Source organism: Mesorhizobium escarrei, assembly GCF_935825525.1.
Classification (GTDB): domain Bacteria; phylum Pseudomonadota; class Alphaproteobacteria; order Rhizobiales; family Rhizobiaceae; genus Mesorhizobium; species Mesorhizobium escarrei.
Map to the genome: position 1 here is coordinate 1 of NZ_CAKXZT010000136.1, position 18,947 is coordinate 18,947.

At 63.5% G+C, this 18,947-nt stretch carries 17 protein-coding genes and 1 pseudogene; 8 read left to right on the plus strand and 10 right to left on the minus strand.

Going from position 1 to position 18,947, the window contains the following annotated elements:
• The coding region (locus tag NMG80_RS20535) for an AfsR/SARP family transcriptional regulator (RefSeq protein WP_254019791.1) at nt 1-1,074 on the plus strand (1,074 nt) is incomplete at its 5' end.
• A 118-nt stretch (nt 1,075-1,192) separates the two neighbouring features.
• Here NMG80_RS20535 and NMG80_RS20540 read toward each other — a convergent pair.
• From NMG80_RS20540 to NMG80_RS20555, 4 genes are read right to left on the minus strand one after another with little or no spacing between them, the layout of a single operon-like run.
• Nucleotides 1,193-2,371 carry a family 10 glycosylhydrolase gene (locus NMG80_RS20540; RefSeq protein WP_254019792.1) on the minus strand — a complete coding sequence of 393 codons (1,179 nt, stop codon included), beginning with the start codon at nt 2,369-2,371 and terminating at the stop codon, nt 1,193-1,195.
• Between the two features lie 55 nt (nt 2,372-2,426).
• A complete protein-coding gene (locus NMG80_RS20545) occupies nt 2,427-3,437 on the minus strand; it encodes a succinylglutamate desuccinylase/aspartoacylase family protein (protein ID WP_254019793.1) in 1,011 nt (336 codons plus the stop codon).
• Between the two features lie 9 nt (nt 3,438-3,446).
• Nucleotides 3,447-3,791: a RidA family protein gene (locus NMG80_RS20550; RefSeq protein WP_254019794.1), complete on the minus strand. Its 345-nt coding sequence runs from the start codon at nt 3,789-3,791 to the stop codon at nt 3,447-3,449.
• Nucleotides 3,792-3,835: 44 nt separating this feature from the next.
• The gene (locus NMG80_RS20555; protein ID WP_254019795.1) at nt 3,836-5,155 is read right to left on the minus strand and encodes an alanine racemase; all 1,320 of its coding nucleotides are present in this window, start codon (nt 5,153-5,155) and stop codon (nt 3,836-3,838) included.
• A gap of 74 nt (nt 5,156-5,229) precedes the next feature.
• Here NMG80_RS20555 and NMG80_RS20560 point away from each other — a divergent pair, with 74 nt between their 5' ends.
• Nucleotides 5,230-6,171, plus strand: a complete 942-nt coding sequence (locus NMG80_RS20560) for an amidohydrolase family protein (protein WP_254019796.1) — start codon at nt 5,230-5,232, stop codon at nt 6,169-6,171.
• On the opposite strand, the gene NMG80_RS20565 is transcribed toward NMG80_RS20560, so the two are convergent.
• The 4 genes from NMG80_RS20565 to NMG80_RS20580 are packed head-to-tail and all read right to left on the minus strand — an operon-like array spanning nt 6,145 to nt 10,655.
• Nucleotides 6,145-7,116 carry an ABC transporter permease gene (locus NMG80_RS20565; protein ID WP_254019797.1) on the minus strand — a complete coding sequence of 324 codons (972 nt, stop codon included), beginning with the start codon at nt 7,114-7,116 and terminating at the stop codon, nt 6,145-6,147. The two genes, NMG80_RS20560 and NMG80_RS20565, sit on opposite strands and share 27 nt — an antisense overlap.
• Nucleotides 7,113-8,078, minus strand: coding sequence for an ABC transporter permease (locus NMG80_RS20570; protein WP_254019798.1), 966 nt, complete (start codon nt 8,076-8,078; stop codon nt 7,113-7,115). The genes NMG80_RS20565 and NMG80_RS20570 overlap by 4 nt, the downstream gene beginning before the upstream one ends.
• Nucleotides 8,075-9,583 carry a sugar ABC transporter ATP-binding protein gene (locus tag NMG80_RS20575; RefSeq protein WP_254019799.1) on the minus strand — a complete coding sequence of 503 codons (1,509 nt, stop codon included), beginning with the start codon at nt 9,581-9,583 and terminating at the stop codon, nt 8,075-8,077. Before NMG80_RS20575 ends, NMG80_RS20570 begins: the two co-directional genes overlap by 4 nt.
• 19 nt (nt 9,584-9,602) lie before the next feature.
• Entirely contained in the window at nt 9,603-10,655 is a 1,053-nt protein-coding gene (locus tag NMG80_RS20580; protein WP_254019800.1) for a substrate-binding domain-containing protein, read from the minus strand.
• A 238-nt stretch (nt 10,656-10,893) separates the two neighbouring features.
• Here NMG80_RS20580 and NMG80_RS20585 point away from each other — a divergent pair, with 238 nt between their 5' ends.
• Nucleotides 10,894-11,694: an IclR family transcriptional regulator gene (locus NMG80_RS20585; protein WP_254019801.1), complete on the plus strand. Its 801-nt coding sequence runs from the start codon at nt 10,894-10,896 to the stop codon at nt 11,692-11,694.
• A gap of 237 nt (nt 11,695-11,931) precedes the next feature.
• Here the strand turns inward: NMG80_RS20585 and NMG80_RS20590 are convergent, their stop codons facing one another.
• Together NMG80_RS20590 and NMG80_RS20595 are read right to left on the minus strand one after the other, a co-directional pair.
• Nucleotides 11,932-12,951, minus strand: coding sequence for an isopenicillin N synthase family dioxygenase (locus NMG80_RS20590; protein ID WP_254019802.1), 1,020 nt, complete (start codon nt 12,949-12,951; stop codon nt 11,932-11,934).
• Nucleotides 12,952-13,163: 212 nt separating this feature from the next.
• Nucleotides 13,164-13,550 (minus strand): annotated as a pseudogene (locus NMG80_RS20595) (SDR family NAD(P)-dependent oxidoreductase); the annotation flags it as partial.
• 188 nt (nt 13,551-13,738) lie between these two features.
• Between NMG80_RS20595 and NMG80_RS20600 the strand changes: the two are divergent.
• From NMG80_RS20600 to NMG80_RS20620, 5 genes are all read left to right on the plus strand, one after another.
• The gene (locus tag NMG80_RS20600) at nt 13,739-15,085 is read left to right on the plus strand and encodes an extracellular solute-binding protein (RefSeq protein ID WP_254019803.1); all 1,347 of its coding nucleotides are present in this window, start codon (nt 13,739-13,741) and stop codon (nt 15,083-15,085) included.
• 101 nt (nt 15,086-15,186) lie between these two features.
• Nucleotides 15,187-16,131: a sugar phosphate isomerase/epimerase family protein gene (locus NMG80_RS20605; protein WP_254019804.1), complete on the plus strand. Its 945-nt coding sequence runs from the start codon at nt 15,187-15,189 to the stop codon at nt 16,129-16,131.
• Nucleotides 16,128-17,057 carry a carbohydrate ABC transporter permease gene (locus NMG80_RS20610; protein ID WP_254019805.1) on the plus strand — a complete coding sequence of 310 codons (930 nt, stop codon included), beginning with the start codon at nt 16,128-16,130 and terminating at the stop codon, nt 17,055-17,057. The genes NMG80_RS20605 and NMG80_RS20610 overlap by 4 nt, the downstream gene beginning before the upstream one ends.
• Nucleotides 17,057-17,956 (plus strand): carbohydrate ABC transporter permease, encoded by a 900-nt coding sequence (locus NMG80_RS20615; RefSeq protein WP_254019806.1) that lies wholly within the window; start codon nt 17,057-17,059, stop codon nt 17,954-17,956. Before NMG80_RS20610 ends, NMG80_RS20615 begins: the two co-directional genes overlap by 1 nt.
• Before the next feature lies 1 nt (nt 17,957).
• Nucleotides 17,958-18,947 (plus strand): Gfo/Idh/MocA family protein (locus NMG80_RS20620; protein ID WP_254019807.1); only part of this gene is annotated, 990 nt, incomplete at its 3' end.

Consider the following 18,947-nt stretch of genomic DNA (forward strand, 5'->3'; position numbering starts at 1 on the left):
GACAGGAAGCCGCGCGAAGCCGCCGCGCTGCTCAGCGACCTGCTGCCGCGGTTGGACGGCGGCGCCCGCAAGCGAACCGAGATATGCATTCTTGCCGCGGCCGCGCTGGAGAACCTGTGGGAGCAGGATCCGCACTATGGCGACCGGCTGAAGCTCTTCATGGAGGCGCTCCGCGACATCAGCTGGCCAATGGTGCTCCTCAATGTTCCGGAATTGCTCGCCGAACTGCTTGGCGATGCGCTTGAGCGCGGCATCGAGCCTAAGCTTTGCCGGTCGCTTATCCGGGAACGCCGATTGGACGCGCCGCAACGGCGGCCCACCGCCTGGCCATGGCCGCTCAAGGTCCACGTTCTCGGAGGCTTTCGGCTCGAACTCGATGCAAACCCTCTTAATCTCGGCGCCAAGTCACCGACGAAGGCTCTCGACATCCTGCGGGTACTGGCGATCTCGAAAGACAACACCTGCTCCCTGGAGACCCTTCAGGACTGGCTGTGGCCCGACCTCGACGGCGACCAGGCGCGGGCGGCGTGCGAGCAGGCGCTGCATCGGCTGCGCAGGCTGCTCGGGCGGATCGACCTCATCGTCCAGCGCGAAGGCAAGCTTCGCCTCGCGTCGGACAAGGTCTGGGTCGACCTCGCCGACTGGGATGGACGGCTCAAATCCGTCACGACCGCCAATGGCGAGGCGGCCGGGCTGCGACCGGAAGCGGAAGCGCTGTTCCTCGCATTCCCCGGTCCGCTGTTTCTGCACGAGCGAGCCAGCTTCTGGTCGCTCGCCGCCGCAGAAAAAGTGCGTCGCGATCTGATCGATCTCGCATTGCGGATCGGCCAGAGGCTGGAGGCGACCAACGCCGATGAATCGCGCTCGATTTATCTGAGGACGTTGGACCTCTATCCGGATGCCGGACCCGTCTGCAAGGCGCTGATCAGGGAGCGGCTGTCGCGCCGCGATTTCGAAGGCGCGGTCGACGACTATGCACGCTACGAACGGGCGCTGCGTGCTGCCGGCGAAGCGGCGCCCGCTGCGGAATTACGCGCCTTGGTCGAACCCTATCTTGTGCGGCACACGCGCTGAAGACGGTGTTTTGCGCTGTCTGCCGAAACACTGGGCTATCGTCGCTCTGGCAGCCACCCCTCACGCTCCGAGCAGGATGTTTGCTAACAGCTAGACTGCGGCACACGGATCGTTTTGGTCAGACAGGTCGCGCTGCACGCACCCAATCGAGTCGTGCGGCGGGGACAAGGCCGTAATTGTAAAAATTGATACCGTCGACGTCCGGCGCCAGCGCCGGCTTCACCTTGCCGGCGAGGATTTCAGGGCCTGCCATTTCCGGATAGAAGAGCCGGTAGCCGGCGCCTAGGAATTTCTCTGCTCCGAGCGCGGTGCGGCCAGCCGCCATCAGGCCCGTCACGTCGCCGGCCTGCATGTCGTAGGCACAAAGGATCGCCCCGTCGCAGACCTTGCCGAGCGCTGCCAGATCGCAGCCGCCGAGCCAACCGTCTTTCAGGTCGATGATGAGGACATTTGTCCCCGGATCGGCAACCTCGCGCAGTTCGGCGACTAGGCTGGTCACCGGCTCGAACCGCCACAACAGATAGGCGTGGAGTTGCGGCCAGGGCAGAAAGGTGTCGAGGCCACTTGCGGGAAATTCGGGAAAGCGCCGTTCAGGCACCGCGCGCTCACATGCCTCGGCAATCCACTGCTTGACGAGCTTACGCGCCGCCTGGCCTTCGATGCCGGCAGCAGCGGCGCGGGCGAGGCAGGACGGACAGAAGCACAGCGACAGAAGAAAGTCGTCTTCCGGCGTCAGCCCGACACCATCCTTCTCGTGATGGTATTCATGGGCGAAGCCCATGAAGGACGGGCTTTCAAGTTCGATTCTGTCCGGCTTGTAAGTGTGTGTAACGTCGGCGACGAGCGCGCGGACATAGGCGCGCGCATCCGGATGCGATGGGCACAGATTGTAATAGTTAGGATCGCCAAAGGCGTTGCGGGTGACGGCCTGCGGATAAAGCATGCCGAGGCGGGTATTGTGCAGGCAGACCGTCCAGCACGACACTTGGAGGCCGCGTGCCTCGCGCCGTTGGATAAGTTCGGCCAGAACGTCGCCCCCTTCCGTGATCACGTCGGCCACCTTCGGCTGGATCAGGAGATCGGCCCATCGGGCGGCGGTTGGCTTGAAGTAGATCGTGCCGTCCTCCGGGAAAAAGGCTTTGCGGCGCGGGCTGCGCGGCTGCAGGAAGCGACCGGCATGATAGGAGGTTGCGAGACTGATCATGTTGAGCCCGGCGCGCTCGACGAGATCGCGTTCGACGGCTTCCAAGCCCAGATCCTGGACATCCCAGGGGTAGGTCCACATCGAAAGCTGCATGAAATCTCCTCGGTTTTCTATAATGGCGCCGTGAGCCAACGCGATTGGTTTCCCGTCAGCCTTCCACCGGTTCGGCGACCTGCAACAGGCAATCTCCCGCCTCGCACATCGTGTGCAGCCGGCGCGAAAGTACGATGCCGCCTTCGGCGAAATGCAGGGCTTCCTCGGCAAGATCGAGCCGTTCGAGGTCGTGATACCAGCCGGCCAATTGTCCGGCGCTAACGCTGTCGCCGAGCCTGACGGCGGGTTCGAACCAGCCGCGGCGGGTGGCGTAGAGGCCCTGACTCTGCCGGGAAAGCGAGAGCAGTCGCGTCCGCGCCGAAGGCTTTGACTTCGGCGAAAGAACCGGCGCTTCGACCACGCCGACGGCGACCATCAGATTGTCGATCGCGCGAGCGGTAATCGCCATCGTATCGACTGTGGCGGTGCCGCCGCCGCCGAACTCGCCGCTGACGCCAATGACACCGGCCCGGCGGGCTGCGCCCATCGAGGTCGGCGAGGCCTGACCATTGTCGGCCACGAACCCATACGGCATGCCGAGCGTCCGCATCAGCTCCACCCCGCGCCTGTGGCGGTCGGGATCGGTATTGCGCTCGACGAGTGCTGTAGGCAGATGTTCCATCGAGGTGCCGCCCGAATGGATGTCGAAGACGATTTCGTGGCGAGGGAACAGTTCCGTCTCGAGGAAACGGGCAAGCCGGCTTGTCGGTGTGCCCGACGGATCGCCCGGAAAGGCTCGATTGAGATTGCCGCCATCGAGCGGCGAACAGCGTTTGGCGGCCATGACCGCCGGAGCGTTCGCCATCGGCAGTATGGTGACGCGGCCCTTGATCCGCTTGGGATCGAGCCGGCGGATCAGCTTTGCCAGCGACAGCTCGCCCTCATATTCGTCACCGTGATTGCCGGCCATCAGAAGCATCGACGGTCCTTGACCGTTGCGTATGAGGCAGATCGGGACCTTGACCTGGAAATAGGGCGAACGGTCCATCGAGAAGGGTATACTGAGATGGCCTGACGTCTTGCCGTCCCGGTCGAAGTCGAGCGTATGGGTGAGGCCGGTGTGCATGGCCGAAACTCAGATGGCGGCGATCGCTGTGACCTCAATGCGGAGGTCGGGATCGGCGAGACGCGCCTCGACGCAGGCCCGCGCCGGCAGGCGTTGGGGATCCACCCAGGCATCGTAGATGCTGTTCATGGCGTCGAAGTCGCCGATCTGCGGCAGGAAGATGTTGACCGCCACAAGCTTCGACTTGCTGCTGCCGGCCTCGACCAAAAGCGCCTCGATCTTTGAGAGCACATCGCTGGTCTGGCCTTCGATGCCGGCTTTGCGATTGTCGGCGACCTGGCCTGCGATGTGGACGAGGCCACCATAGACGACCGCCTGCGACATGCGGGAGCCGGACTGGAAATACTTGATCATATTGGATCCTTTCGAGGTTCTCTTGGGGCCGCCGCAAGATCCGGTCAGCCGAAATAGGTGGGAAAGGCGTGGCGGACATGCCCGGCCGCGTCGACGCCGAAAATCACGCGATAGCGATCGAGGCAGGTGCAGGGATGGGAGATGCCGAATTCAATGATGTCACCAACGGCAATGTCGTCGCCCGGCGCGATTGTCAGGAAGGCGTGCTGGTCGTTGAGCTTGAAGACCTCGGCGCGCGCTACCGGCAGCGACCTGCCAGTCCGGAAGGCCGCGACCACCATCGGAAAGCCCTGATCGAACGACACGTCGCGCATGCCCATGCCGCAGATCGCCAGGCCGGGCTCCGGCCGCGACAGCACCTCGGCCCACAGGCGCAAAGCCGGACGAAACGAATTTCGTGCGGAAACGCTGACGCCGCCGACCGCAAAGCCGTTGCGGGCGTCAAGTGCGCTAAGCGAGCGATCATAGATACCATGGTCGTGGAAGAAGATGGCGCCGCTGCGCAACACCAGCGTCGCATTGCCGTCACTGGAAACGGCAGGCGAAAGCGCGGCGACCACTTTGTCGAAGAGCACCGAGCCGCCGGCCGTGACGATCAGCGGCACGTCGCCGCCGACGCGGGCGCGCAGCCGCAGGAACATGTCGGCCGTCTTCGCCAGCAGAGCCGAGATCGCCTCCTCGGTGCGGCCGGGGTCGGATTGCGCCGCGGCGCCTTCGTAGGTCCCAACGCCGGCAATCAGCAGCCGTCCACCGGCTGCATCAACTGCATCGGCGATCGCCTCGGCCTCGCCAATGGTCCGCGCGCCTGCCCTCGCCGCACCGAGTTCGACAAGCACGCGCAACGGCGGCAGCATCGCATTGGCCCGCCAGGCTTCGGCGAGCGCATGCACGGCGGCGACAGAGTCGGCGAAGACGAAGAGCTCGACGCCTGGCCAGGCGCGAACCAGCGCCGCGAGCCGGTTCGCACCGCCTGATCCACCAACCTGGTTGGCGATGATCAGCCGAGTGAGGCCGGCCCTGAGCATCACCGCGGCTTGTCTGATATCCGCGACGGTCGTTCCCCATGCTCCGGCCTCTACCAACGATCGGGCAAGGTCGGGCGCCATCGGGGTCTTGGCATGCGGCGCGACCATGGCGCCCTGTTCGCGCGCGTAGCGCAGAAACAGGTCACGATTGGCGATGAAGGCCTCCTCGTTGAGGGTCAGCACCGGCAACGACATCCGCCCATCAGCCGGATGCCAGCGCTGAGATGCGACAAGGCTGCTGTCCAGCCCGAAGGTGCCGGGCGGCACGCCGCGGATGCGATCGTCGAGCAGGAAATTTTCACGGGTCGCGAGCGCCGGTACGGGTGAGTTTTCGGTCATCCGATGCTAGTCCTTTCGCCTTCGCAGGATGAAGCCCGGATCGATTTCCGATGCCGGCCACAGCAGAGGGATGCGTGTCAAAGCCTTACTCCGGACCTATCATCGACGCCCACCATCATCTTTGGGATCTCGGCCTCGGCCGCCACCCCTGGCTCGCCACAACGGCTGGCGAGCGCGGCGGCCTGGGCGAGCTTGGCCCGTTGCGGCGAAACTATCTTCCTGAGGATTATTTGCGCGACGCCAGCCGGCACAATGTCGTCGCCACCGTTCATGTCGAAGCCGGTTGGGCCGGGGACGACTGCGTGGGCGAAACGCGGTGGCTTGAAACGCTCGACAAATCGCGGGGTGTGGCGGCCCGCTACGTCGTTCACGTCCCGCTGGCGAACTGCCAAGCCCCGGCGCTGGTCGAGGCGCAGACGGCATTCGACCGTGTCGTCGGCGTGCGCGACATATTGAGCTGGGATCCAGATCCTGCCCGCCGCTTCGCTGCCCGTGACGGCATCATGAACGATCCGGCCTGGCGCGCCGGCCTGGCGCTGCTTGCCGGTCATCGGCTGATTTTCGATCTGATGGTGTTTCCGCGCCAACTCGCCGGTGCTGCGCGCCTCGCAGCGGCCTATCCGAACCAGCTCTTTATTCTCAACCACTGCGGCAGCCCGATCGACCGTGACGCCGATGGGATGCGGGCGTGGCGCGAAGCGCTTCGGCTTTTGTCGGAGCGCGACAACGTCGCCATCAAGATATCGGATCTGGTCGCCTACGATCATGATTGGACGCTCGACAGCCTGAAGCCGGTTGTCATGCATTGCATCGACTGTTTCGGCACGCAGCGCGCGATGTTCGGCAGTGACTTCCCGGTGGCCGGTCTGCACGCGTCGTTCGATGCAGTATATGACAGCTTCAAGGCCATTGCCGGGGAGCTTTCCGCAGACGAGCAGACGGCGTTGTTCTTCGGCAATGCAAGGCGCATCTACCGGCTGGACGATATGTCATCGGCGGGCCTGCTCCCTGCCTGAGAGAAGCAGCAGCCCCAGGATCAGCGAACCGAAAAGGATGCTGCGCCAGCCGGGCGAGGCGTTGACGACGGTGATCAGAGCCGTGATCGTGACCAGCAGGATGGCGCCGGGAATGGTGCCGGCATAGGTGCCGAGCCCGCCGAGGATCGAGGTGCCGCCGAGCACGACGGCCGCAATCGAGGCGAGCAGATAGGGATCGCCGATCCCGACATAGCCTTGTCCGTTCATGCCGAGCACCAGCACGCCCGCAAGCCCGGAAGTGAACCCGCTGATGCCGTAGACCGCCAGGGTTGTCGAAGCGAAGGGAACGCCGGAGAGTGTCGCGGCGAGCGGGTTGGCGCCCATGGCGAAGAGCCGAGCGCCGAAGGATGTGGCATGCATTGCGGCCAGAACGATCACGGAAACGGCCACCCACAAGAGCACGCCTGCGGGTATACCGGCCGGCCGCGCATTGCCGAGCCAGCGGACCAGCGGGTTCTCGGCGGTTACGGCGCTGCCGCCGGCGATGATGATCAGCAAGCCCTGCAGGAATGTCGCCATGGCCAGGGTCATGATCATGGGATGAACGCGCAACAGCGCCACACCCAGCCCGTTCACCAGACCGATTGTCGTCGTCAGCGCAAGGACGGCAAGGACGGCGGTGAGCCCGGTCGGATCCGCCTGCCACGACAGCAGCGGCAGGCTGACGGCGCTCACCGTGACGATCGCCGCGACGGAAAGGTCGATGCCGCCGGCAATGACTACAAAGGTCTGCCCCGCCGCAACCAGGCCAATCACCGCGGCCAGTTCGACCAGATAGCGCAAATGGCCATAGGCGCCGAAGCCGCGCGAGACGAAGCTCGCCACGATCCACACCGCGGCAACGATGGCAACGGTGAGAAAGGGCCGGCTGCGCAGGATCGTCAAGACGCGCCTGCGGGCCGCGGTTTCTTTCCATGCTGTCATTGCTGCACCTTGCGGAATTGCGGGATGGCGACCGCCCCGATGATGATGAGGCCTTGGGCGACATACTGGGCGACCGGCGTGAAGCCGAGGAAGAACATCACACTGATCATCAGGCTGAGCAGCAGGCTGCCGGCAAGCGCACCGCGCATCGTGCCTTGACCGCCGAGGAAGCCGATGCCGCCGAGCACGGCGGCGGCGATGGAATTCAGCGTGAAGGCCGTGCCGATGACCGGATCGCCCGAACCTGTTTGCGCGGCGACGAACAGGCCGGCGCCTGTGCAAAGCAGGCCGCTGATCGCGTAAGCCGCTACCCGTGCGCCATCGACCGGCACGCCGGAGCGATAGGCGCCGACCGGATTCTCGCCGGCGGCATAAAGGCTCAAGCCAAGCGGTGTGGCGAGATAGAGTTTCCACAGAAGGACGATGAGCAGCAGCAGCACGAAGGCCGCGGGCGTGTTGCCGGCAAGCAGGTCCGACAGCCACTCCGGAATGGCGCCGCCGGGTCTCGGCAGGATGAGCAGCGCCGCACCGCCGATGATGAAGGAACCGGCGAGCGTCACCACGATCGCCGGCAACCGAAGTTTTACGACGATGAACCCGGTCGCGCCGCCGATGCCGATCCCGGTCAGCGCCACCGCAGCGGCACCGCCGGCTACGCCCAGCGGCCCGGTCATCGTCGTCGCGGCGATCACCGCGCCCAGGCTGACCATTGCGCCGATGGCCAGGCTGATGCCGCCGGTAAGCATGAGGATCGCCTGGGCCATGGCGACCAGCGCCAGCGGAAACCAGCTCTGGGTGAATTTGGCAAAGCCGGAAGCGGTCAACAAGCCGGGAAACAGGAAGCCATAGGCGACGAGGAACGCCATGACCACGGCGAACAGGCCGCGCACACCGACATTGCGGCGCAGCTGAACCGGCCAGTAAAGAGCGCCGGCTTGCCTTGAGGAGGCCACCGTGCTCATGCCGCCACCTGCCGCTGTTCGGCGCCCATCGCAGCGGAAACGATTGCTTCCTCGCTCAATGCGCCGCGCTCGAGCATGGCAACGATGTGGCCCTCCCGGACCACCGCGACGCGGTCGCAAAGGTGCACCAGTTCGGGCGTGTCGGAGCTGAGCAGCACGACCGCCTTGCCGGCGGCGGCGAAGTTGCGAAGCATCATGTAGATTTCGCGCTTGGTCTCGACATCGACGCCGCGCGTCGGGTCGTTGAGGAGAAGCGCAAGGGGGTGGTGCGGCATCCATTTCGCCAGCGCCACCTTCTGCTGGTTGCCGCCCGAGAGGGCCTGCGCCGGCCGGTCGAGGTCGCCCCTGATGCCAAGCTGGGCAGCGAGACCTCTCGCCGTCTCGCGCTCGGCACGGCGGCTGCGCAGCTTCAGCGCCGGCAGTCTTGCGAAAGCGGGCAGCATCATATTGCTGATGATGGAATGGATCAGGTGCAGGCCTTCGCGCTTCCGGTCGGCCGGGACATAGGCGAGGCCAAGCGCGTTGGCTTTCGGCACACCGCCGGGCAGACCCGAAGCGCCGTTGACGGTCGCGGATGCCGTCCTGGCCGGAATGGCGCCGTAGAGGCCGAGCAGCAGATCTTCCTGCCCTTGCCCGACCAGGCCTCCAATGCCGAGCACCTCGCCCGTCCTGATGTCGAGATCGACGTCGCGCATCAGGCCGGCCGAAAAATTGCGAACCGAGATGGCGTTGGAAGTCGATACCGAAGCCTGCCACTGTGGAAAAAGATCGCCGGGGTCGCGGCCGACCATCAGCCGAACCAGCCCGCTGGCGTCGGTTCCTTCCAGGCTGCGATCCGCCGTGCAGGCGCCGTCCTTCAGGACGGTGACATGCTGGCACAGTGCCATGACTTCGTTCAGCCGGTGCGAAATGTAGAGAATAGCGATGCCCTCGCCGCGCAGCCTCTCCAACAATTCCGTCAGGACTTTCGTTTCGGTTGCTGAAAGCGACGAAGTGGGTTCGTCGAGAATGAGAACGCGCGGCCGGCGGTAAAGCGCCTTGGCTATCTCCACCATCTGCCGGCGGCCAAGCGACAAATGTCCGACCGGTATCGAGAGCGGTTCGTGAAGCCCGACAAGATCGCATGCTGCCCTGGCCCGCACGGCGAGTTCGGGATAGTCGAGCAAACCGAACCGGCGCGGATAGGCGCCAAGGCCGATGTTCTCGGCGATGGAGAGGCTGGCCGTCAGGCTGAGTTCCTGCTGGACGACGGCGATCCCGGCTTGTTGGGCATAGGCGGGGGTCATGCGCGACACTGGGCGCCCATCGACCTCGATCGCTCCGCCATCCGGGCGCAAGGCACCGGACAAGAGGTTGATCAGCGTCGACTTTCCGGCACCGTTCTCGCCGAGCAGCGCATGCACGCGGCCCGGCTGGAGAGCGATGGAAACGGCGCGCAGGACGGGGTTGCCGAAGAAGGACTTCGACACTCCCCGCGCGGCAAGAAGCGGAGCCGTGGCCACCAATTTCTGCGACCTTTCAGGCTTATTGTTCAGCCAGCAGCTTCTTGAACAGTTCCTCGTCGTAGGGCGAATAGATGTAGCCGTCAGCCGGAAAATCGGCCGCCCGGGCGAGGTACTGATCGATGTTGGAATTGTCGATCACCGGCAGCGGAATCTTGACGAAAGCCGGCACATCCTTGCCCTCCAGCGCCTGGACGGCGGTGTAGGCGGCAAAAGCGCCGAGCCAGTTCGGCTGCATGGTCGCCCAGCTCTTGAGACCCTTTTCCTTCCAGAGTTCGAGGAACTGACGGGCGTTCTCGCCGGTGATCGGCACTTGTTCGCGGCCCTGCTTGTCGAGGGCGAGTACCGCGCCCGCAGACAAGGCGCCGCCGAGCGAAAGAATCCCGTCGATCTCGGAATTGGCGAACAGCAGGCTGGTGACGGCTTCCTGTGCAGGCGCGACATTGTAGGGCGTGTTGGTCTCGGCAAGGACCGTCACCTCAGGATGGGCCTTGAGCGCCGCGTCAGCGCCTTTGCGCCGATCGTCGCTGACCGAAACGCCGGCCGGGCCGTTGAGGACGAGAATCTTGCCCTTGCCGCCGATGGCGTCGATCAGGAACTTGGCCGCCTGATCGCCCCACTGAGCGGAATCGGTGTTGACCTTGGCTGTGACCTGGTCGGTGTCGACGAGGCTGTCGAAGTTGACGATGGCGATGCCCTTGGCGCAGGCGTCCGCCAGCACACGCGCCGGCGCGGTCGACGAGCCGGCAATCAGGATGATGGCGTCGACGTCGGAATCGATCATCGACTGGATCTGCTGGATCTGGACGTTGGCGTCGCCCTGGGCGTCGGTCACGACAAGCTTGTCGACCAGCCCCTGCTTCTTCAGAGTCTCGATTTCGGCTTCGATCGTGCCCTGTGTCTGCTTCATCCAGGTCGGCACGGAATAAATGTTGGCCCAGCCGATCGTGTACGGCGCCTTGCGGTCGCCCTTGATGCATTTGGCGGCCGCATTGGCCTGCGAGCCGGCGCCGAGGCTCAGCAGGAGACCGAGGCAAAGGGCGCTGGCTGATGCGAAAAACGATGATTTCGTCATGATTGTTCCCTTCTGAGGTTATGCCTGGACGTGCGGATCGAGACGAGAAACCCGCCGGTTGCCGCATCCGGAAACCGCCCGTTTTCTCGTCAGAACTTTCTGCGCCTGGCTCGTTATTGTCTGATATTTCAGACAATATGTCTGTATATCGGACAAATGGAATGCTAGACTGAGCCTTGACATCTTTCAAGCGTCTTGAGACGAGGGCCGAATTGATTTTTTTGGGGATGCGGCCGACATGAGCGATGGCGCCATTGGTCTGATCGAAACGGAAGCCGGCGCCGTGCCGCGTAATGGCGAACGGCGCCGCGGCATCGACCGCGTCATCGTGCTGCTGGAAGCGCTTTTACGGCACCGCGCGCCGATGCGCGTCGGCGACATCGCTAGGATGATCGGTGCACCGCGTTCGACCACCTACGAAATCGTCAACAGCCTGCTCGAAGCCGAAATGCTCGAAAACGTCGGGACGGAAGGCTACGTCTATTTCGGTCGGGCTATGCATCTGTTCGGCTGGGCCTATTCGCATCACAACGCCCACTATCGGCGCATCATAGAGACGCTGGACAGGATGGCCGCGGAGACAGGCGAGACCGTGCAGTTGTGCGGCCTGCGCGGCAACAAATACATCGTTCTCGATTGCCGGGATTCTTCCGGCCCGTTCCGGATTTCAAGCGATGTCGGGGTCGAGGTGCCGATCCCGTGGACGGCGTCCGGGCGGCTCCTGCTCGGCCATATGAGCGAGGAAGAAGTGGAGGACTTCATCCCGCCTGGCGACTACAAGCTTCCTGACGGCCGCGTCATTGCGCCGGCCGAATTCTTCAGCGATGTCGCTCTGGCCCGCCAGCAAGGTTTCAGCGAGACCGCCGCCCTCGCCGACCGCTTCACGTGGTGCATGGCCGCGCCCATCCGCGATGGCCACGGCGCCATCAACAAGACCCTTTGCTTCGTATTGCCAGTCGACACACCGGAAGCGCGGCGCAGCGAATTGCTTGCCCTGCTGTGCGAACGCGCCCGCGCATTGTCGTTGGCGGGAAGCTAGGGTCAGGAATCGGCTCAGACGCCTTCGCCAAGGGAGCGCGGAGAAAATGGCCGGGCTCGAATAGGCCCGGGCCAAGAAGAAGGTTTCACCCTTCAGAGGGGAACGCCGTTCAGCGGAATGGGAGGAAACCGTCGAACGGTGTTGCCTGTTTGAGCTTGTTTGGGCGGGTTGGCGACGAACAAAATTCCAAAAGCCGGCGGGATGACGAAAATTCCTGTTCTATGTGCTCTGGCCTTTTCAGACGGGTGACGCCCTCGTCTCTAGCAGGTCGGCATAATGCCGGCGTGCCACGTCGGGATGCGAACGCAGGCGACTTTTCAGCACGTTGGTGCCGACGTCGCGAAACAGAGGATTGTCCGGATCGCTCGCCGGTCCGCGCGCCTCGGCAGCCAGATCTTCAGGTAGGGTAAGCAACGGGATCGTTGCATCCAGCCGGGCGCTGAAGAAGAACGGAACGGAAATCCGCTCGACACCGGCCGGCGGCGTGACGACACGGTGCACCGTCGCCCTGAGATAACCGTTCGATGCCAGTTCGAGGAGCTCGCCGATGTTGACCACCATCGTTCCGGGGATCGGATCCACGTCCACCCAGCTTCCGTCATATTCGACCTGCAGCCCCTTGTTGTCGTCCTGAAGCAGGAGCGTCAGGAAACCGCCGTCCTTGTGTGCGCCGACGCCCTGGTCGCCGCCGGTTGTGTCGCGTCCGGGATAGCGCACGATCTTCATGCGATGATTGGGCTCGCCGCAATAGATCGGATCGAAAGCGTCCTCGGCCTGGTCGAGCGACAGCGCGAAGGCCTTCAGCAGGCGGACTGCCACCGCCGTCGCCCTGGTCTGCCATGCCAGCAGCGCCGGCTTGAGTTCCGGCAGGGCCGAAGGCCATTGGTTTGGCCCTTGCAGCCGCGTCCAGGCGGGAACGCTGGGTCCTTGCGGGACCGGTCGGCGCTCGACGCCGATGTCGAGTTGTTCGCGCCAATCGGCCTTGCCCTTGGTCACTTCGCCACCGGTGCGCGTGTAGCCGCGGAATTGCGGGGACTTGACCATTTTGATGGCCAGCTTGTCGGCATCCGGCAAGGCAAAGAACCGGCGCGAGGCTTCAAGCACCTCATCGATCTCCACAGCCGAAATTCCATGGCCGCTGAGATAGAAGAAGCCGACATCGCGGGCCGCCGTGCGCAGGTCGAACAGAAAGGTCCGACGCTCCGATGCCCCCTGTTCGAGACGGCTGAGATCGAGCACGGGTACAATCCTGGCCATGGTCAACCTCCTCCTGCCTCAGGCTTGGATCAGGCCTTTACGGTGACACGCAGGTCGTTGCGATCAAAGCAACGCTCGATCCAATCTCGATGCGATTGGCAGAAAGTCAGCGCTGCGTTTGGCGGCCGGCAGGCAAATAACGTCCGAACGGCTGTTCCATGGCACGAAGGCACCATGGCAACCATATGCACGAATTGCAGTCCGGCCGAGACTCAGAAATTTTCGACCCACGGCCTGAGTTCGAGCTCCCAAGTCCAGGCGCTGCGATGCTGCCGGTGGATTGCGAGATAGGTTTCGGCGATCGCGACCGGAGACAGCCGGCGATCCTGCCGGTCGGGTTCGCCGGCCTGTCCGGGCTCGTTCGCCCCGATCACACCGTCGACGATGAAATGCGCGACATGGATGTTTTTCGTCGCAAGCTCGCGGGCCATGGATTGGGCCAGTCCGCGCAGGCCGAACTTTGGCATGGCAAAGCCGGCCGAACCCGGAAATCCTTTGACGCTGGCGGTGGTGCCGGTGAACAGGATCGAGCCGGAGCCGCGGGAAAGCAACCGGCGCGCGGCCTGCTGGCCGACCAGGAACCCGCCATAGGCGCCAGCACTGCCGCTGCTGTGCCGCGGAGCATCTCGCCCGCGAGCCGCCATCGCTCCATGGGCCCATGAAATTGGTGAAATAATTGGCATGCCTACCGATTGACAAAATTTGCAACAGGCGACCAAGATCATATGACCATCAACGATCTTTGGTCCCGAGGTTGCCCCTCGGCATTGGCGTAAAGGAGAGCCAGATGCCCATTCAGCAGAGAGTGACCCATCGTTCGAAACAACATTCCGCCATCCTTGCTACCGCACTGCTCAGCCTGAGCTTGATCACGATGCCCGACATCGGCCATGCCGAGGGGATCACGCTCAAAGTTTTCGGGGGTTCGGCCCTCGACCAGCTCGCTCCGCGTCAGGCGCCGGACGAGCAGAAGAAGATCCAGCGGCAGGTCATTGACGGCTTCCTCAAGGCCAACCCCGACGTCTCGGCGGTCGAGTGGGATGCCCAAGGGCCCCAGACCGATTCCATCCAGCGCCTGATGACCGCCAAGCTTGCGAGCCAGGAAATGGACCTGATCGCCTGCCCGGCCTTTTACACCAATGGCGCCTATGTCAGGCGCAAGCTGGTCATGCCGATCACCGACAAGATCAAGCCGTTCCAGGACAGGATCGACGCCGCCGCGCTTGGCGCCTTCACGGTCAGCGGCCAAGTCTATGGTGTTCCCATCTCGACGCTGTCTACATCGACGATCTTCTACAATGTCGACCTTTTTCAGAAGCTCGCTATCCCGGCTCCGCCGACCTATGGCGACCTGAAGGCGGCCGTGCCGAAGTTCAAGGGAGCGGGCGTCATTCCTCTCCTGCATCAGGGCTCGAACACCGTCATGTGGCCGATGTGGTTCTTCGAAACTTTTTCGCAGGCCTCGGGCGACCCGGTCGGCAAGACGCAGAAGAATCTGGAGGGCACGGCAAAGTTCACCGATGCGCCTGACGTCGAAGGCTTCAAGCTGATCAAGCAGTGGGTCGACGACGGCATCCTTTCCAAGGACTCGCTTTCCGTTGACCAGGACGGAATGCGCGCAGCTTTCGCCGCCGGCAAGAGCGCCATGTATTATGGTGGCACCTGGGAAATCCCGTCGCTCCAGTCGAGCGTCAAGGACTTCAAATGGGGCGTCTTTGCCTTTCCGAAAATGGACGGAACGCCGGGCGCGCCAGGCCATGGCGGCGGCGCCGACAACGGTATCTGCGTGGCGTCGTCGATCCCACCAGAGAAGCTCGATGCGGCGATCAAGCTCATCGAATATCTGACGCAGCCTGAGGTTGCGACGCTCTACCTTGCTCCGGAGCAGCCGATCGCAGCCTCGATCAAGGGCGTGCCGCAGGTCGACGACGCCTATGCGGTTGAACTGCGCAAGGAAGCCTTCCCGAGCACCATCAAGTTCCTCGATTGGATCTGGCCGTCGGAAGTCGCGACAGCCACTGCCTCGGCGATCGCCGGCATTGTTGGCGGCACTACGACTCCCGAGGAGGCGGCCGCCTCGGTCCAGTCCACCTTCGACGACCTCAAGGCGCAGGGCAACTGGCCGCCCAAGTGAGCTCGCATGCAGGCGAGCGCATCCAGCCGAGCTGATGCGCCAGGGGCAAGAAAACAGGGGCCGCCCGTCTCGGGCTGCCTTCCCTTACCGGAGACAGAGACATGACGACAAATCGCGCCGAACGGCAGCGCTTCTCGATCGGTTATCATCTCAACAGTTGGGACCTGACCGGCCTTCCCCTCAGGCCGGCCATGAAATTCCTGGCCGATCAGGGTTTCGGCTGGTTTGAAATCCTCGCCTTCACCAGCCTGTCGGACCAGTACGCCCGCAAATACATGCAGCTCGGCAACCAGGCGCCAATGGGGGTCACCACCGATACCGACATCCTGCGGCGCTACGCGCTGCTGTCGGAAGGCCAGAGCGAGTATGGAATCAAGCTCTCCTCCTTCTATGTGAATGCGATCTTCACCAACCCTGTCGCCTGGCCGTATGAGCGCGATGTGCTTGTCGCGCTGACCAGGATGCTGAAGGGCTTCGGCTCGCCGGTGCTGGTTCTGGGCGGCGGTCCATCGGAAGCCATTGCTGGGCCTCACACGGCCGACGACTACCGCGCCTTTTGCCGCGCGCTCGAGGATATCGGCAGGCGGACCATGGACCTCGGCATCGAGACGGTCTATCACCCGCATCTCGACACCTTTATCGAGCGCCGCGATCAGCTCGACCGGATGATGGATGAGCTGGACACCGGTCTGGCCGGCCTGTGCATCGATCCGGCGCACCTCGCCCATACCAATTCCGATCCGGTCGATGCGGTCAAAACCTACATCTCGACCGTGCGCTACATGCATTTCAAGGACACCAGGGTCGATCCTGCGCTGAAGGGCTATGACCGCTATGGCGCCTTTTGCGAGCTTGGCGCCGGCGTCGTCGATCTTGCCGGTATCGTCGACGTGCTGCTCGAGGCAGACTACGATGGCCTCGCCATCATTGAACTGGATGCTTCGAAGAAGACGGCAGAGCAGAGCACACTGGAAAGCATCGCCTATATCAACGGCACGCTCGGATTGGTGCTGACGCCGAAAACCGCGAAGAAATCCGCCGCATGAGCACGCGACCGCGAGAGGCGGCTCCTTCCGCGAGCCGTTTCGGGCGCTTCGTTTCAGGCGATGGCGCGACCGCCTTCGTCATGATCCTGCCAGCCGCGATCCTCTTCGGTCTTTTCTACCTCTGGCCGTTCGTCAACGGTTTCTGGCTCAGCCTGCACAATTGGGATGGGTTTTCCGACCCCAGCTGGGCAGGCTTGTCCAATTATCAGCGCCTGGCGCACGATCGCATCTTCCTCGCCGCGCTGCGCAACAATTTGATTTTCGTCGTCGCCGTTGTCGTCTTGAAAAACGTGCTGGGTCTCGGGCTGGCGCTGCTTTTGAACCGGGTAGTCCTCGGCCGCACCTTCTTTCGCGCCGCCGCCTTCGTCCCGGTGACGATGTCCTTCGTCGCCGTCGGGCTGCTCTGGTCCTGGATATACAATCCGGTCTTCGGGCTGCTCAATGGCGCGCTCGATCTGTTCGGCCTCGGTGGGCTGAAACAATCATGGCTTGGCGACGCCGATATCGCGCTCTATTCGATCATCGTCGTCGATGTCTGGAAATGGCTCGGCTTCCATGCCGTGATCTATCTCGCTGGGCTGCAGACGATCCCGGCGGTACTCTACGAATCCGCGAAGATGGACGGCGCGGGACCGGTCCAGCGCTTCTGGCACGTCACCCTGCCGATGATGATGCCGATCGTCTTCATCAACACCATTCTCGGTTTGTCAGGCGCCTTCGTGCGCAACTTCGACATCGTCTATGTCTTGACCAAGGGCGGGCCGAACCACGCCACCGAGGTCGTGCTCACCTACATGATGAGCAAGGCCTTCCAGGATGGCGCCATGAGCTATGCCGCAGCCATCGGCTATGTGCTTTTTCTGATCGTCGGACTGGCCAGTGTCGGGTTGCTCGCCCTGATGCGGCGGCAAAGGCTTGAGGTCTGATGAGCGCCGCGGCCAACCCTCCCCTGTCCCGGGACGGCGCCGCCGACCATCGCCACAGCGTTCGTCGCCTCGGCGCGCGAGGCATTCTCGAACTTGCCGGCATCTATGCCGCGCTCGTCCTCCTGCTAATGGAGACGATTTACCCGCTGCTTTGGGTGCTCTTCGGCTCGCTCAAGACCAAGCAGGAAATGCTCAGCAATATCTGGGGCCCGCCCTCGAGCCTCGTATTCCAGAACTATGTCGATGCCTGGCGCATCGCCGGCATGGGATCGCGCATCGTCAGCAGCGTCTTCGTCACCGGTTCGGCATTGTTCATCCTGGTCGCCGTCGCAACGCCCTGCGCCTATGCGCTGGCGCGCCTTCGTTTTCCCGGGCGCGGCCTCGTGCTGGCGGTGGCCGTGGCGGCCATGCTGGTGCCGCCGCAAGTCATGGCCATTCCGCTGTTCATGGTGGCGCGCGATCTCGGCCTGATCAACAACAGGCTCGGCATCGCCTTCGTCTATGCCGCGACCTCGCTGCCGCTTTCGGTCTTCATCCTGCGCAGCTTCTTCGTCACCCTGCCCGCCGACCTCGAAGACGCCGCGCGCGTCGATGGCGCGAGCCGCCTGGCGATCCTGATCCACATCATGCTGCCCTTGATCCGGCCGGGCGTCGCGCTGATCCTCATCTTCGGCTTCATCGAGATCTGGAACGATTTCTTCCTGGCTTTCCTTTTGCTGCGCGACCCGGCCGTGCAGACCATCCCGCTCGGGCTGGTCAGTTTCTTTCAGCAGTATGACTCGCTCTGGACACTCTATTTCGCCGCGTTGACGATCACGACACTGCCGGTGATCGTTGTCTTCATCGCCATGCAACGGCAGTTCATCGCCGGCCTGACGGCCGGCGCCGTTAAGGGTTGACATGCAGGATCGCGTTATTGGCGTTGGCGTTATCGGTTGCGGCGAGATCGCCCAGTTGATGCACTTGCCCTATCTCCTGGAATTGCCGGCGTTTCGCATCGCCGCTTTGTGCGATATTTCGCCGGGCACCGTCGACAAGGTCGGGGAGCAGTATGGTGTCTCGGCACGGTACACGGACCATCGCGCTTTGTTTGCCGATCCCAATGTCGACGCCGTGGTCATCTGCACCTACGATCATGGCGAGATGGTCACTGATGCGATCCGCGCCGGCAAGCATCTGATCGTCGAGAAGCCGCTTGCGTTCACGCCCCAGGAGGCGCGCCCGCTGGTCGAGCAGGCTGAACGGAGCGGCCTTGTCGCCCTTGTCGGCTACATGAAATTCTATGATCCGGGATATGAGATCGGACTCGAGCGCATTGCCGCGATCGGCAGGCCGAAGTCGATCCATGTCCATGATTTCGCCGGCCGCTTCGACCGCTACGGCAAGCTCTATACGCAGACCCGCATCGCCGACGTATCGGCCGATCTGCTCGCGGCCGGACGCAATGCCGTTGCAAAGCGGATCGAGGCGGCACTCGGCCCAGATCATGCCGGCTATCGCGATCTCTATCACCTGCTGCTGAGCCTGGGCAGCCACGATCTCGCCGTCATGCGCGGCGCTTTCGGCGCGCCAAGCGGCGTCGTTCATGCGCGACAGATCGGCCCGAACCAACTTCTCGCGGTGCTCGACTATGACGGCATCCCCTGTCTCCTCGACGTGGCGCTCGCCCAGTATGAGTGGTGGGATGAGTGGATCCATGTCCATGGCGAGCGCGAGGAGGTGCGGATCGATTTCCAGAACCCCTATTTCCGCAATGCCTCGGCCATCGTGCGCGTTCGCGAAGCAATAGGCGAGACGGCGTCCGAACGCGTGATACCGGGCATCCCCGACACCGCGTTTCGCCGCGAATGGCTGCACTTCGCCGATTGCATTCTGGCCGGTGCGACGCCG

What these genes read in the sequence shown, in the direction of transcription:
- NMG80_RS20540 (WP_254019792.1), bottom strand. Translation starts at nt 2,371, where the DNA reads ATGCAGCTTTCGATGTGGACCTACCCCTGGGATGTCCAGGATCTGGGC.
- NMG80_RS20545 (WP_254019793.1), bottom strand. Translation starts at nt 3,437, where the DNA reads ATGCACACCGGCCTCACCCATACGCTCGACTTCGACCGGGACGGCAAG.
- NMG80_RS20550 (WP_254019794.1), bottom strand. Translation starts at nt 3,791, where the DNA reads ATGATCAAGTATTTCCAGTCCGGCTCCCGCATGTCGCAGGCGGTCGTC.
- NMG80_RS20555 (WP_254019795.1), bottom strand. Translation starts at nt 5,155, where the DNA reads ATGACCGAAAACTCACCCGTACCGGCGCTCGCGACCCGTGAAAATTTC.
- NMG80_RS20565 (WP_254019797.1), bottom strand. Translation starts at nt 7,116, where the DNA reads ATGACAGCATGGAAAGAAACCGCGGCCCGCAGGCGCGTCTTGACGATC.
- NMG80_RS20570 (WP_254019798.1), bottom strand. Translation starts at nt 8,078, where the DNA reads ATGAGCACGGTGGCCTCCTCAAGGCAAGCCGGCGCTCTTTACTGGCCG.
- NMG80_RS20580 (WP_254019800.1), bottom strand. Translation starts at nt 10,655, where the DNA reads ATGACGAAATCATCGTTTTTCGCATCAGCCAGCGCCCTTTGCCTCGGT.
- NMG80_RS20585 (WP_254019801.1), top strand. Translation starts at nt 10,894, where the DNA reads ATGAGCGATGGCGCCATTGGTCTGATCGAAACGGAAGCCGGCGCCGTG.
- NMG80_RS20590 (WP_254019802.1), bottom strand. Translation starts at nt 12,951, where the DNA reads ATGGCCAGGATTGTACCCGTGCTCGATCTCAGCCGTCTCGAACAGGGG.
- NMG80_RS20600 (WP_254019803.1), top strand. Translation starts at nt 13,739, where the DNA reads ATGCCCATTCAGCAGAGAGTGACCCATCGTTCGAAACAACATTCCGCC.
- NMG80_RS20605 (WP_254019804.1), top strand. Translation starts at nt 15,187, where the DNA reads ATGACGACAAATCGCGCCGAACGGCAGCGCTTCTCGATCGGTTATCAT.
- NMG80_RS20610 (WP_254019805.1), top strand. Translation starts at nt 16,128, where the DNA reads ATGAGCACGCGACCGCGAGAGGCGGCTCCTTCCGCGAGCCGTTTCGGG.
- NMG80_RS20615 (WP_254019806.1), top strand. Translation starts at nt 17,057, where the DNA reads ATGAGCGCCGCGGCCAACCCTCCCCTGTCCCGGGACGGCGCCGCCGAC.